At 72.2% G+C, this 12,400-nt stretch carries 12 protein-coding genes; 2 read left to right on the forward strand and 10 right to left on the reverse strand.

The features are described from left to right. Window positions 1–433 precede the first annotated feature (433 nt). The gene (locus ACIGXO_RS28075; protein ID WP_399792323.1) at window positions 434–691 is read left to right on the forward strand and encodes a hypothetical protein; all 258 of its coding nucleotides are present in this window, start codon (window positions 434–436) and stop codon (window positions 689–691) included. A gap of 105 nt (window positions 692–796) precedes the next feature. On the opposite strand, the gene ACIGXO_RS28080 is transcribed toward ACIGXO_RS28075, so the two are convergent. From ACIGXO_RS28080 to infC, 10 genes are all read right to left on the reverse strand, one after another. Beyond that, a complete protein-coding gene (locus ACIGXO_RS28080; protein WP_399792325.1) occupies window positions 797–1,309 on the reverse strand; it encodes an NUDIX hydrolase in 513 nt (170 codons plus the stop codon). A 68-nt stretch (window positions 1,310–1,377) separates the two neighbouring features. Further along, complete coding sequence (locus ACIGXO_RS28085; RefSeq protein ID WP_399792327.1) at window positions 1,378–2,715, reverse strand: transcriptional regulator; 1,338 nt, start codon at window positions 2,713–2,715, stop codon at window positions 1,378–1,380. Window positions 2,716–2,806: 91 nt separating this feature from the next. Continuing rightward, entirely contained in the window at window positions 2,807–3,967 is a 1,161-nt protein-coding gene (locus ACIGXO_RS28090; RefSeq protein ID WP_399792329.1) for a PP2C family protein-serine/threonine phosphatase, read from the reverse strand. A 232-nt stretch (window positions 3,968–4,199) separates the two neighbouring features. Further along, window positions 4,200–6,707: a phenylalanine--tRNA ligase subunit beta gene (gene pheT, locus ACIGXO_RS28095; protein ID WP_399792331.1), complete on the reverse strand. Its 2,508-nt coding sequence runs from the start codon at window positions 6,705–6,707 to the stop codon at window positions 4,200–4,202. Next, window positions 6,707–7,834, reverse strand: a complete 1,128-nt coding sequence (pheS, locus tag ACIGXO_RS28100; RefSeq protein ID WP_399792333.1) for a phenylalanine--tRNA ligase subunit alpha — start codon at window positions 7,832–7,834, stop codon at window positions 6,707–6,709. The genes pheT and pheS overlap by 1 nt, the downstream gene beginning before the upstream one ends. Before the next feature lie 139 nt (window positions 7,835–7,973). Beyond that, complete coding sequence (locus ACIGXO_RS28105) at window positions 7,974–9,125, reverse strand: ATP-binding protein (protein ID WP_399792335.1); 1,152 nt, start codon at window positions 9,123–9,125, stop codon at window positions 7,974–7,976. Window positions 9,126–9,161: 36 nt separating this feature from the next. Next, a complete protein-coding gene (locus tag ACIGXO_RS28110) occupies window positions 9,162–10,016 on the reverse strand; it encodes a TrmH family RNA methyltransferase (RefSeq protein WP_399792337.1) in 855 nt (284 codons plus the stop codon). Window positions 10,017–10,131: 115 nt separating this feature from the next. Continuing rightward, window positions 10,132–10,515 (reverse strand): 50S ribosomal protein L20, encoded by a 384-nt coding sequence (gene rplT / locus ACIGXO_RS28115; RefSeq protein ID WP_030251930.1) that lies wholly within the window; start codon window positions 10,513–10,515, stop codon window positions 10,132–10,134. Window positions 10,516–10,616: 101 nt separating this feature from the next. Continuing rightward, window positions 10,617–10,811: a 50S ribosomal protein L35 gene (gene rpmI / locus ACIGXO_RS28120; protein ID WP_030251934.1), complete on the reverse strand. Its 195-nt coding sequence runs from the start codon at window positions 10,809–10,811 to the stop codon at window positions 10,617–10,619. Window positions 10,812–10,933: 122 nt separating this feature from the next. Continuing rightward, window positions 10,934–11,581, reverse strand: a complete 648-nt coding sequence (infC, locus tag ACIGXO_RS28125; RefSeq protein ID WP_399792339.1) for a translation initiation factor IF-3 — start codon at window positions 11,579–11,581, stop codon at window positions 10,934–10,936. 410 nt (window positions 11,582–11,991) lie between these two features. On the opposite strand from infC, the gene ACIGXO_RS28130 reads away from it, so the two are divergent. Continuing rightward, window positions 11,992–12,381, forward strand: a complete 390-nt coding sequence (locus tag ACIGXO_RS28130; protein WP_351601721.1) for a DUF1844 domain-containing protein — start codon at window positions 11,992–11,994, stop codon at window positions 12,379–12,381. The last annotated feature ends 19 nt before the right edge of the window (window positions 12,382–12,400 follow it).

The raw sequence follows: 12,400 nt of genomic DNA on the forward strand, positions 1-12,400 counted from the left end.
TGGGCTTGTGCCCGAGCTGAGCGCCCGGCTCGGGCTTTCGCCCGGGCTGAGCGCCTGATCCACGGGGGCGCCGGACGGCATCTGAAGGCGTGGGCCGTCCGGCCGTCCGCCGCCGCTCGGGGGGAAAGACGGCGGTCGGACACCGCCGGCGGGCGCCCGTTCCGCCGGCTGTCGCCCCCGTGGCCCTGCTGAGTCAACTCCTCGGCCGCCTTGGTCGGCACCGTGTGAAACGGCCCGGTTCGGGTGCGCGGTTCGCACCCCGTGTGAAGTCCGCGCACACCCCGCCGCGACAGCGACCGCACTCAATTCACACGGGGTGTGCGGCGTTGACACGCATATTCCTCCCGCACACTCTCCCGCCTTTCCCCACAAAGCAGTTCACTGTCTGTAGTACGAAAAACACCGAGTTTCCGAGAGGAATGAGGAGCGGACAGTGACCGCCCACCCTGATACCGAACTGGTCGCGACCGATGTGGCGGAGCTGCGGCGCTGCTGCGACGTGCGCACCGCACGCGTCGACGGCCAGCTCGCCCTGCTCGCGCAGCGCACCGAGAGTTACGAGCGGGACGCGGAGGAGCTCGCCAGCAGGCTCACGCGCATCGAACACGGACGGTGGCCACTGCCGTCCGTCGCCGCGCTCACCGGGCTCGCGGCCCTGGCGGTGGCCGTGTGGCAGGTGCTGACGAACTGACCGGTGCCCCGCGCCACCAGAACTGACCGGTGACCGTCGCCACCGGAACCGACCGGCGCCGGGCGGCGCCCGCCCAGGACCCTGACGGGCGCGCCCGGCCGGGGGTCAGCCCAAACGGAGGTGGTGCAGCATCAGCAGCGCCGCCGCCATGTTGGCGGCCGGCACCTCACCCCGCGCCACCATGTCCGGCACGAGCTTGAGCGGTACCCACTCCCGGCGGTCGGACTCGAAGTCGTCCTCGGGATGGCCGACGTACTCGGCCCGGTCGGTCCAGTAGATGTGGTGCACGGCGTCCGTGAGGCCGTTGGACGGCTCCACGGACATCAGGTGCTGGAGGGTGCCGGGCCGCCAGCCGGTCTCCTCCTCCATCTCGCGGGCGGCCGCGACGGCGACGTCCTCGCCGTCCTCGACCACCCCGGCGGCCAGCTCCCAGCCCCAGGTGTCGGTGATGAAACGGTGCCGCCACAGCAGCAGCACCTCGTTCGCCTCGTTGACCACCGTCGCCACCGCTACGGCCCGCATACGGATCAGGTAGTGGTCGAGGTGCCGCCCGTCCGGGAGTTCCACGTCAGCGAGGTTGACCCGGAACCAGCGGTTCTCGTACACGGTCTGCTCCATGAGATTTTTCCATCGCACGTGCCTGCCACCTTCCGCCGAAGAGATGGCACGTGGACACGAGCCATCCGTCAGAGCGGAACGCGCAGCGCCTCATCGATCAAGTCGGCCGCGGCGTCGGTGGCGCTGCTTCCGGTGCCGGCAAGGAGCTCGCGTACCGCCCGCAGGCGGTCCCGTAACCGCTGCGACTCCATGCCCCGTGCCTGTTCCGCCATTTGCGTCGCGCTGGCCACGGCCTTTTCGGCCTCTCCCTGTCTCAGCTCGATGTGCGCGAGCATGGCGAGCCGGTGCACCCTGCCGCGGTCGTGCGCGGGGGTGTCGACGGCGGCGGTGGCCTGTTCCTGTGCGGCCCGCAGGTCGCCCAGGCTGAGCAGCGCCTCCGCCACCTGTACGTTGACCAGGCCCGGCTGGACGTAGCCGGTCTCGTCCGGCTCCAGGCCCGGCCGGATCCGCTCCGCCGCGGCCTCGGCACGGCGGATGCAGGACAGCGCGCCGGCGCCGTCGCCCAGCCGCGCGTACGCCTTCGCCTGCATCGCGTACAGATCGGCGGCCAGCGCCGCGGTGATGTGCGGGCCCGCGGCGCGCAGCGCCGCCTCGGCGAAGGCCACCGCCTGGCGGTACTCGCGGGTGAACAGCGACTGGTTCACCAGCAGCGCGATGATGTACGCGCCGAGCCCCCGGTCGCCGCTCGCCTTGGCCAGCCGCAGCGCCTGGTGGAAGTAGCGCTGCGCGAGCCCGAAGGCGTCCGAGTCGTACGCGCAGATGCCGGCGACGGCCACCAGGCCGCCGGTGGCGCGGTGCAGCTGACGCCCCGTGGCGTCGGTGTAGCTGCCGCGCAGCAGCGGCGCCGCCTCGGTGTTGAGGAAGCCGACGATGCGCGCTCTGGTCGCGACGCCGCCGGCCTTGCGGTACATCTGCTCGTAGTGCGTGCGCGCCGAGCGCAGCATCTCGATGTCGGCCATGGACACCCGGGTCAGGCCGCTCCGCGAGACGTCGGAGTCCTCCGGTGGGTTCTCCCACTCCCATACGGGCATGACCGCCGACGTCCCGGTCAGCGCGGGCGCGCTGAGGACGTGCGGGCGCTGCTGCTCGTCGGAGCGCCACAGCGCCGTGGCGCGCTCGACGAAGCCGGAGAGCGGGGTGTCGGCGGCGCGGCGGGTGCCGGGCCGGCTCAGCCCGATGTCGTCCAGGCCGACCGGGCGGTGCAGCCGGTCGCTGAGGATCTCGCAGATCAGGTCGGGGACCTGGCCGCGCGGCCGCTGGCCCTTCAGCCAGCGGGCCACGGCGGTGTGTTCGTACCGCAGGGACAGGCCGCGCCGGCGGCCGAGCTGGTTGATGTGCGCGGCCAGCCCGGCGTGCGAGATGCCCGCCTCGTCCAGGATCGCATCGAGCAGGGTGTTGGGCTCCATGGCCCCCTCCTGATCCGCGCCCTCGCCCGTCGCGGGCGCGCTTCGCCTCATCATCAGCGTAATCAGGGGAAGTTCACACGGGGTGTGAACGTTACCGGGCCCCTGCGGCGTGCGCGAGGGCCAGCAGGGCCACGTCGTCGGTGAGCCGGCCGCCCGCGTGCCGGGCGATCCGGTCGCGGACGGCGGCGACGAGGACGCGAGGCGCGGGCGGGGCCGCGCCGGAGAGGCAGGTGAGCAGTTCCGTGTGGAGCGGGAAGAACGCCCCGTGCGCGTCGCGGGCGTCCTCGGCGCCGTCCGTGTAGCACAGCAGCCCCTCGTCCTGCCCCAACGGGCGCCCGTGCAGGGGCTGGAGGTGGGCGGGCAGGGGGAACAGGCCCAGCGGGGGCAGCGGTTCGGTGTCGGAGAGCGGGGCTGCCGTACCGCTGCTGAACCGATACGGCCAGGGGTGACCGCAGTTGAGGGCGGTGTACTCGCCGCCCTGGCCCAGTTGGAGCAGCAGTACGGTGACGAACTCCTCCGCCGTTCCCGCGTCTTCGGCGTCCGAAGCCCAGGACCGCTCTGCCAGGTGCCGGGCCAGCGCGCGGTCCAGGCGGCGTAACACCCCGGACAGCTCCGGCTCGTCGTGCGCGGCCTCGCGGAAGCAGCCGAGCATGGCGGAGACCGTGCCGACGGCCGCCAGTCCGTGGCCGCGCACATCGCCGATGACGACCCGCAGGCCGTACCGCGTCGCCACCGCGTCGTACAGGTCGCCGCCGATGAGCGCGCCCTCACCCGCCGACAGGTGCCCGGCGGCGACCCGGACGGAGCCGATCCGCTCCGGGAGCGGGCGCAGCACGAGCCGCTGCGCCGCCTCGGCCACGTCCCGGGTTCGCGCGAGCTCCCGGAGCAGCCGCGCCCGCCGCCCCGCCGTCAGATAGCTGGCCGCGACCACGACGAGGATGGCGGCGCAGGTGCCCAGCCGGGTCGCGGGAGCGGTGTCCTGGCCGGCGGCGCCGAGCGGCACGAGGGCGAGCAGCGCGCACAGGCCGCCGAGCACGACGCACTCCCGGCGGCCGGTGCCGGCGCAGGCGATCGCCGGTGCCGCCGCGAGCAGTTGGAGCGGCTGGGCGTGGCCGGTACCGGCCAGTTCCCAGGCGAGGATCGCGGCCACCCAGATGCCGGGGAGGACGAGGACGAAGAGCCGGCGGGCGAAACCGCCGGACGTTTCTCCCGCCACGGGCGGCAGCGGGCGCCACGCCCATGTGCGGTTCATCCGGATGGTCTCCCTCGGCCGTACCCTCGCGTGGTCGGGTGCCGACGCATAAATGCTCCACGGCGTGATCGATTCTGTCGATGCGCGGTGGTGCGCCTGCCGCCCACCGCCGCCATCTCACCCCATCGAGTGACATACGGAGTTGACGCCTCCGCGGCCTGAAAGCAGCCAGGAAAACACGAGGGCGGTGGCTCGACCGAGGTCGAGCCACCGCCCTTGCGGTGCCGCGTCGTTACGCGCGCAGGCTCGCGCCGGTCCGCTCGACGGCCGCCGCGACCGCCGCGTCACGGGCGGCGGACGCCTCGTCGGCGGTCAGCGTGCGGTCGGCCGCGCGGAAGCGCAGCGCGTACGCCAGGGACTTCTTGCCCTCGCCGACCTGCTCGCCGGTGAAGACGTCGAACAGCCGCAGGGATTCGAGGAGTTCGCCCGCGCCGGAGCGCAGGGCGGCCTCGACGTCCGCCGCGGGGACCGCCGAGTCCACGATCAGCGCGACGTCCTGGGTCGCGACCGGGAAGGTCGAGATCCGCGGCGCGGGCACCACGCCCGCACCGGCCCGCTCCAGGCGGTCCAGGTCGATCTCCATGGCGGCGGTCCGCTCCGGCAGGCCGAGCGCCTTGATGACGCGCGGGTGCAGCTCACCGGCGTTGCCGACGAGCACCTCCTCGCCCTCGACGACCGCGAGCAGCGCGGCGCAGCGGCCCGGGTGCCAGGGCGCCTGCTGGTCCTGGCGGACGATCAGCTCGACACCGGCCTCACGGGCCACCAGGCGGCCCGCCTCGACGGCGTCGGCCCAGGTCGCCGGGCGGCCCTTGCCCCACCAGCCGGCCTGCTCGCGGGCGCCCGCGAGGACCACGGCGGCGCGGCGCGGCTGCTCGGGCAGCGCGGCGTTCAGCGCGGCGATCTCCGCGTCGGTCGGGCGGCGGTCGACGGGCAGCCGGGCGGCCGGCTTCTCGTCACCGGTCGGCCGGAAGACCAGGCCGGTCTCGAAGAGCGCCAGGTCGTGCGTGCCCCGGCCGTCGTTGCGGCGCAGCGCGGACAGCAGGCCCGGCAGCAGCGTCGTACGGAGCGAGGGCTCCTCGTCCGAGAGCGGGTTGACCAGCTTCACCGTGCGGCGGCGCGGGTCGTCCGCCTCGATGCCGAGGTGGTCCAGGACCGCCTCGCCGATGAACGGGTAGTTCAGCGCCTCGACGTACCCGGCGCCGGCCAGCGCGCGGCCGACCCGGCGGTGCAGCCGCTGCCGCTCGGTCAGGCCGGTGCCCGCGGGCGGCGTCGGCAGCGTGGAGGGCAGGTTCTCGTAGCCCTCCAGCCGGATGACCTCTTCGGCGAGGTCGTTCGGGTCGGTGAGGTCCGGGCGCCACGACGGCACCGTGACCATCAGCTCGTCCTGGCCGTACACGTCGCAGCCGACCTGCTGGAGGCGGCGGACGACGGTCTCGCGGCCGTACGTCACGCCCGCGACCTTGTCCGGGTGGTCCGCCGGGATGGTGATCGTGTGCGGCCCGCTGGGCGCGATGATCTCCGTCACGCCGGCCTCGGCGGTGCCGCCCGCGAGCAGCACGAGCAGGTCGACGGTCCGCTGGGCCGCGGCGGACGCGGCCTCGGGGTCGACGCCGCGCTCGAAGCGCTTGGACGCCTCGGAGGACAGCTTGTGGCGGCGGGCCGTGCGCGCGATGGTCAGCGCGTTGAAGTGCGCGGCCTCGATGACGACCTCGGTGGTGCCCGCACCCTCCGCGTGGTCGGCGATCTCGGTGTTGGCACCGCCCATGACGCCCGCCAGGCCGATCGGCCCGCGGCTGTCCGTGATGACCAGGTCCTCGGCGTCCAGGACGCGCTTCGTCCCGTCCAGCGTCGTGATCTTCTCGCCGGGCTCGGCGCGGCGGACCCCGATCGGGCCCTCGATGAGGGAGCGGTCGTAGGCGTGCAGCGGCTGGCCCAGCTCGAGCATCACGTAGTTGGTGACGTCGACGGCGAGCGAGATCGGCCGCATGCCGGCCTTCTGCAGGCGGCGCTGCAGCCAGATCGGCGAGCGGGCCTCGGGCTGGAGGCCCACGACCGTACGGGCGGTGAAGCGGTCGCAGCCGATCGGGTCGGTGACCTTGACCGGGTAGCCGTAGCTGTTCGGCGGCGGCACGTCCAGCAGCGCCGGGTCGCGCAGCGGCAGGCCGTACGCGGTGGCGGTCTCGCGGGCGACGCCGCGCATGGACAGGCAGTAGCCGCGGTCCGGGGTGACGGCGATGTCCAGCACCTCGTCGACCAGTTGCAGCAGCTCGATCGCGTCGGTGCCGACCTCGTACTCCGGCGGCAGCACGATGATGCCGCCGCTGCCGTCGTCGCCCATGCCCAGCTCGTCGCCGGAGCAGATCATGCCGTGCGACTTCTTGCCGTACGTCTTGCGCGCGGAGATCTTGAAGCCGCCGGGCAGCGTGGCGCCCGGGAGGACCACGACGACCTTGTCGCCGACGGCGAAGTTGCGCGCGCCGCAGACGATCTCCTGCGGCTCACCGGTGCCGTTGGCCTGGCCGACGTCGACCGTGCAGAAGCGGATCGGCTTCTTGAAGCCCTCCAGCTCCTCGATCGTCAGCACCTGGCCGACGACCAGCGGACCCTCGATGCCGGCGCCCAGCTGCTCGACGGTCTCCACCTCCAGACCGGAGGCAATCAGCTTGGTCTGCACGTCACGACCGGACTCACCGGCCGGCAGGTCGACGTACTCCCGCAGCCAAGAAAGCGGGACCCGCATCAGATCTCCATCCCGAAAGGCCGGGTGAAGCGCACGTCACCCTCGACCATGTCTCGCATGTCCTCGACGTTGTGGCGGAACATCAGCATCCGCTCGATGCCGAACCCGAAGGCGAATCCGCTGTACTTCTCCGGGTCGACGCCGCAGGCGGTCAGCACCCGCGGGTTGACCATGCCGCAGCCGCCCAGCTCGATCCAGCCCTCGCTGGAGCAGGTGCGGCAGGGCGCGTCCGGATTGCCCACGGACGCGCCGCGGCACACGTAGCACACCATGTCCATCTCGGCGGACGGCTCGGTGAACGGGAAGTAGTTCGGGCGCAGCCGGGTCTCCATGCCCTCACCGAAGAGCGCCTGCACCATGTGGTCCAGCGTGCCCTTGAGGTCGGCCATGGTCAGGCCCTCGTCGATGGCGAGCAGCTCGACCTGGTTGAAGACCGGGGTGTGCGTGGCGTCCAGCTCGTCGGTGCGGTAGACGCGGCCCGGACAGATCACGTACAGCGGGGGCTCGCGGTCCAGCATCGAGCGGATCTGCACCGGCGAGGTGTGCGTGCGCAGCACCACACCGGTCTGCTTCTCGTCGCCGTCGGCGGCCGACTCGACGAAGAAGGTGTCCTGCATCGTGCGGGCCGGGTGGTCCGGGGCGATGTTCAGCGCGTCGAAGTTCAGCCACTCCGACTCCACCTCGGGGCCCTCGGCCACCGCGTAGCCCATGGCCACGAAGATGTCCTCGATGCGCTCCGAGAGGGTGGTGAGCGGGTGCCGGGCGCCGGCCTGCACGCGGTCGTACGGCAGCGTGACGTCCACCGCCTCCTCGACCAGCACGCGGGCGTCCCGCTCGGCCTCCAGCTCTTCCTGGCGGGCCTTGAGGGCCTGGTTCACGCGGCCGCGGGCCTGGCCGACGCGCTTGCCGGCGTCCGCCTTGGCGTGCGGGGGCAGGGCACCGATCTCCCGGTTGGCGAGCGCGAGGGGCGAGGTGCCGCCGGTGTGGGCGGTCTTCGCGTGGGCGAGCTCGTCGAGGTCGGTCGCGGCGGCGAACGCGGCGAGCGCCTCGCTCGTCATGCGTTCGATCTCTTCCGGTTTCAGGGCCTCGACCTCAACAGGGTCGTACGACTTATTGGGTGCGGACATCTCTTCCCGTGCTTCCGGTGGTCTTGGCGCGCGGCTTGCCCCCGACGCGTGAGTGCCAAAGGTGCCAAAGGTCAAGTCTAAGGGGCATCGCGGCCACGCCTCACCGACGCCCCAGGCAGGAGGCGCCCGTCGGTCCCGCTCAGGCCATGAAGGCCGGGGTGCCGACGGGCAGGGTAAATCGGAACTGCGCGCCGCCGGCCGGGGCCCGGCCGACCGTGATCGTGCCGCCGTGGGCCTCGACGATGCCCTTGACGATGTACAGGCCCAGGCCCGTGCCGCCGCGTTTGCTGCCCCGCCAGAAGCGGGTGAAGACGCGGCTCATCGACTCCTCGGGGATGCCGGGGCCCTCGTCGCTCACGGTGACGGTCGTTCCCTCCGTGCCGGTCGTCATGGGTGTCGGTGCCACCTCGATGGTGACCGTTCCCTCGCCGTGCCGCACCGCATTTTCCAGCAGGTTGCCCAGTACCTGATCGACCTTGTCCGGATCGGCCCACATCTCGGGGAGCGGTTCCAGCATGCGGATCAGGAAGCGGTCCGGGCGCTGGCCCGCCGTGGTCTGCGCCTGGACGTGCCGCCGCACCGCCGAGGCCATGTCGACCCGCTGCCGGCGCACCTCCAGCCGTCCCGAGTCGATCCGCGAGATGTCCAGCAGCTCGGCGATCAGCCGCGTCACGCGGTTCGCGTCCGCGTCCACGGTCTCCAGCATCAGCCGCTTCTGGTCGTCGGTGAAGCGCTCCCACTTCTGCAGCAGGGTCGCGGTGAAGCCCTTCACGGAGGTCAGCGGCGAGCGCAGCTCGTGCGCGACGGTGGCGATCAGCTCGGCGTGGCTCAGCTCCGTACGGCGCCGCGCCTCGGTGCCGCGCAGCGTGATGACCAGACGCCGCACCGGGCCCAGCGGCCGCTCGCGTACGTACCGTGCGGAGACCAGCAGCTCCCGGCCGCCGAGCAGCAGATTGCGCTCCGGCTGGCCGGTGCGGATGGCCAGCCCGCCGTACGGGTCGGTCAGCTGCCACCAGCGGCGGCCCTCCATGTCCTGCAGCGGCAGCGCGCGCTCCAGGGGCAGCCCGAGTGCGTCGCCGGGGTCGACGGCCGTCAGCCGCGCGGCGGCGGCGTTGAAGCACACCACCCGGCCGCTCTCGTCGGCCACCACCAGGCCGTCGGGGAGCTCGTCCGGATCCAGCCCGGCGGCCGGGCCGGCCGCGTCGTACGGCAGCGGAGGGTTCTCGCCGGGGTCGCCCGAGAGACAGATGTCCACCACGGACGCGCGTGTGCCGGAAGTCCGCACATTCATCCCGCTACCCCCTTCCGGTGTGGGCACGCCACCCTACTAGCCCGCGGCGGCGGAGCGGCACCCTCCGGGCGTGCGCTGGGCGCGCGCGGAGGCGTACAGGCACACCGCGGCCGCGGTCGCGAGGTTCAGGCTCTCGGCCTTGCCGTGGATGGGCACCCGCACGACCGCGTCGGCCAGCGCCCGGGTCTCCTCCGGGAGCCCCCACGCCTCATTGCCGAAGATCCAGGCCGACGGGGAGCCCATGGTGCCCGCGTCCAGCTCGGCGTCCAGGTCGTCCTCCCCCGCGCCGTCCGCCGCCAGGATGCGCACGCCCGCGCCCTTGAGCCCGTCGACCACCCGCTCGACCGGCACGCCGACGGCGACCGGCAGGTGGAAGATCGAGCCGACGGAGGCCCGTACCGACTTGGGGTTGTACAGGTCGACGGAGGCGTCCGTCAGCACCACGGCGTCGGCGCCCGCGGCGTCCGCGCAGCGCAGTACCGTACCGGCGTTCCCGGGGTCGCGGACGTTGGCCAGCACCGCGACCAGCTTGGGCCGGGCGGCCAGGATCTCCTCGAAGGGCGAGTCCAGGAAGCGGCAGACGCCGACCAGGCCCTGCGGGGTCACGGTCTGCGAGAGGTCGGCGATGGTGTCGTCGTCGGCGAGCAGGACCCGCACCCCGGCCTCCCGGGCCGCGGCCACGATGGCCTCGTGCCGCTCGGCGGCTTCGGGCGTGGCGAAGACCTCGATCAGCGTCGGCTCGCCGCCGCTGCTGTGCCGGACGGCCTCTCTGACCGCCTGCGGGCCCTCGGCGATGAACCGGCGCTCCTTGCCGCGGAAATTGCGGCGGGCCAGCCGCCGGGCGGCGGCGACGCGTGCGGAACGCGGGGAGATCAGCTCGGGGGTGCCCATGGGCGGCGGCTCACTTCGTCGTAAGGGGGTGTGGTGCGAAACGGTGGCGCAAAACGGCGGCGGACCCGCAGGCCGGGGCCAGCGGGTCCGCTCGACGACTTCCTCAGGCTGAGGTTCAGGCAGCCTTGGGAGCGTTCACGTCGCTCGGCAGCGCCTTCTGCGCCACCTCGACCAGCGCGGCGAACGCGTTCTGGTCGTTGACCGCGAGGTCGGCCAGGATCTTGCGGTCCACCTCGATGTTGGCGGCCTTCAGACCCTGGATGAAGCGGTTGTAGGTCATGCCGTTGGCGCGGGCAGCGGCGTTGATGCGCTGGATCCACAGCTGACGGAAGTCGCCCTTGCGCTTCTTGCGGTCGTTGTAGTTGTAGACGAAGGAGTGGGTGACCTGCTCCTTGGCCTTGCGGTACAGGCGCGACCGCTGGCCGCGGTAGCCGCTGGCCTGCTCGAGGATCGCCCGGCGCTTCTTGTGGGCGTTGACTGCCCGCTTGACGCGTGCCACTTGTTAACTCCTTGTAGCGGGGCCGTGGTGGTCGGCACACGGCCCGGTTCGAAATAGGTCCCGGTCCAGGTCCCGCGCCGCCTTCACAGGGGCGCGGCGACTCACTTGCCGAGAAGCTTCTTGATCTTCTTGGCGTCGCCCGGGGCCATCTCGGCGTTGCCGGTGAGGCGACGCGTCAGCTTGGACGACTTGTGCTCGAGCAGGTGGCGCTTGCCGGCGCGCTCGCGGAGCACCTTGCCGGAGCCCGTGATCTTGAAGCGCTTGCTGGAGCCGCTGTGCGTCTTGTTCTTCGGCATGCGCCGTTCTCTCCTCGTCAGTGGCGCTCCCGCCGGCCGGTGGGCCGGCATACGGGAGCGTCAGTTGTTTCGATCGGTGTCCGGGGCGATGACCCCGGCGCTCTCCGGGGCGCGCCCCTGGATCACGCCTCGGCGGGCTCCTCGGCGGCCTGCTCCTGCTCGGCAGGGGCAGTGCCCTGGCGCTCCGCCTTGCGGGCGGCCTGCGCCTCGCGGGCCTCGGCCATCGCCTCGGTCTTCTTCTTGTGCGGACCGAGGACCATGATCATGTTCCGGCCGTCCTGCTTCGGGTTCGACTCGACGAAACCGAGGTCCTGGACATCCTCCGCGAGCCGCTGCAGCAGCCGGAAACCGAGCTCCGGACGGGACTGCTCGCGACCACGGAACATGATCGTGATCTTGACCTTGTCACCCTGCTTGAGGAACCGGACGACGTGACCCTTCTTGGTGTCATAGTCGTGCGGGTCGATCTTCGGCCGGAGCTTCATCTCCTTGATGACCGTGTGCGCCTGGTTCTTGCGCGCTTCACGGGCCTTCATGGCCGACTCGTACTTGAACTTTCCGTAGTCCATGAGCTTGCAGACCGGCGGACGGGCGTTCGCCGCCACCTCGACCAGGTCGAGGTCGTACTCCTGCGCAAGCTCCAGGGCCTTGGCAAGCGGCACAATGCCGACCTGCTCGCCACTGGGACCGACGAGTCGCACCTCGGGGACGCGAATCCGGTCGTTGATGCGGGGCTCGGCGCTGATGGATCCTCCTCGGTTTAGCACCACGCGACCGCCTGGCGGACAGCCGCGTAACGTCTGTTCGGTGTGACCATCTCGCCGGAACACGCAAAAACGCCCCGGACGGGACACACGCGGGGCTCCTCAAAAAGATCGGGGAGCACCGCCGCGATGTCACCGCGGGGCGCAGCCTGACCGTGACCCGCCTGCCCTGGGGGCTGGAATCGGGTGGGAGATCGGAGCCTCCACTTGTGGGCCGGACACATAGGTGACCGGCCGGTCGAAGTCAATGGTACATGACCCGGACGGTGCGTGTACCGGCCTCCGCTCTTACGGCCTCCGGCGGGCACGCGGGCCGGCGCCCCACGCGCGGGCGCGGGCGCGCCGGGGCCTACTCTGAGGGCAGCGCACCGGCCGCACGGAGCGGGCGCACCGATCGTACGGACAGATAGAGAGCCATGAGCGACGCCACCCCTCCCTCCTCCGACCCCGCAGCCGCCCAGGACGCGCAGCCCGCGGACTTCGACGCGATGACCCGCGACATCGCGGACGTGCCGGCCGTCGAGGTGATCACGACGGTCGCGGTGCACCTGATGAGCTCGGCCGCGGTCAACCTCGGCCTCGCCGAGGAAGGCGAGCAGCACAAGGACCTGGACGAGGCGCGCAAGCTGATCCACGCGCTGGCCGGGCTGGTCACCGCGAGCGCCACGGAGATCGGCTCGTACCACGCGGCGCCGCTCCGGGACGGGCTGAAGTCGCTGCAGCTGGCCTTCCGCGAGGCGTCGGTGGTGCCGGACGAGCCGGGCCAGGGGCCGGGCGAGAAGTACACGGGCCCGGTGTTCGGCTGAGCGGCCCGCGCCGGAAACG

It is taken from the genome of Streptomyces sp. NPDC053542 (assembly GCF_044544685.1).
In the GTDB taxonomy this organism is placed as follows: domain Bacteria; phylum Actinomycetota; class Actinomycetes; order Streptomycetales; family Streptomycetaceae; genus Streptomyces.

Excerpts from the sequence above, each read along its gene's own strand:
- ACIGXO_RS28080 (WP_399792325.1), bottom strand. The coding sequence starts at position 1,309 with ATGGAGCAGACCGTGTACGAGAACCGCTGGTTCCGGGTCAACCTCGCT.
- ACIGXO_RS28090 (WP_399792329.1), bottom strand. The coding sequence starts at position 3,967 with ATGAACCGCACATGGGCGTGGCGCCCGCTGCCGCCCGTGGCGGGAGAA.
- pheS (WP_399792333.1), bottom strand. The coding sequence starts at position 7,834 with ATGTCCGCACCCAATAAGTCGTACGACCCTGTTGAGGTCGAGGCCCTG.
- ACIGXO_RS28130 (WP_351601721.1), top strand. The coding sequence starts at position 11,992 with ATGAGCGACGCCACCCCTCCCTCCTCCGACCCCGCAGCCGCCCAGGAC.
- rpmI (WP_030251934.1), bottom strand. The coding sequence starts at position 10,811 with ATGCCGAAGAACAAGACGCACAGCGGCTCCAGCAAGCGCTTCAAGATC.
- ACIGXO_RS28110 (WP_399792337.1), bottom strand. The coding sequence starts at position 10,016 with ATGGGCACCCCCGAGCTGATCTCCCCGCGTTCCGCACGCGTCGCCGCC.
- ACIGXO_RS28105 (WP_399792335.1), bottom strand. The coding sequence starts at position 9,125 with ATGAATGTGCGGACTTCCGGCACACGCGCGTCCGTGGTGGACATCTGT.
- ACIGXO_RS28085 (WP_399792327.1), bottom strand. The coding sequence starts at position 2,715 with ATGGAGCCCAACACCCTGCTCGATGCGATCCTGGACGAGGCGGGCATC.
- pheT (WP_399792331.1), bottom strand. The coding sequence starts at position 6,707 with ATGCGGGTCCCGCTTTCTTGGCTGCGGGAGTACGTCGACCTGCCGGCC.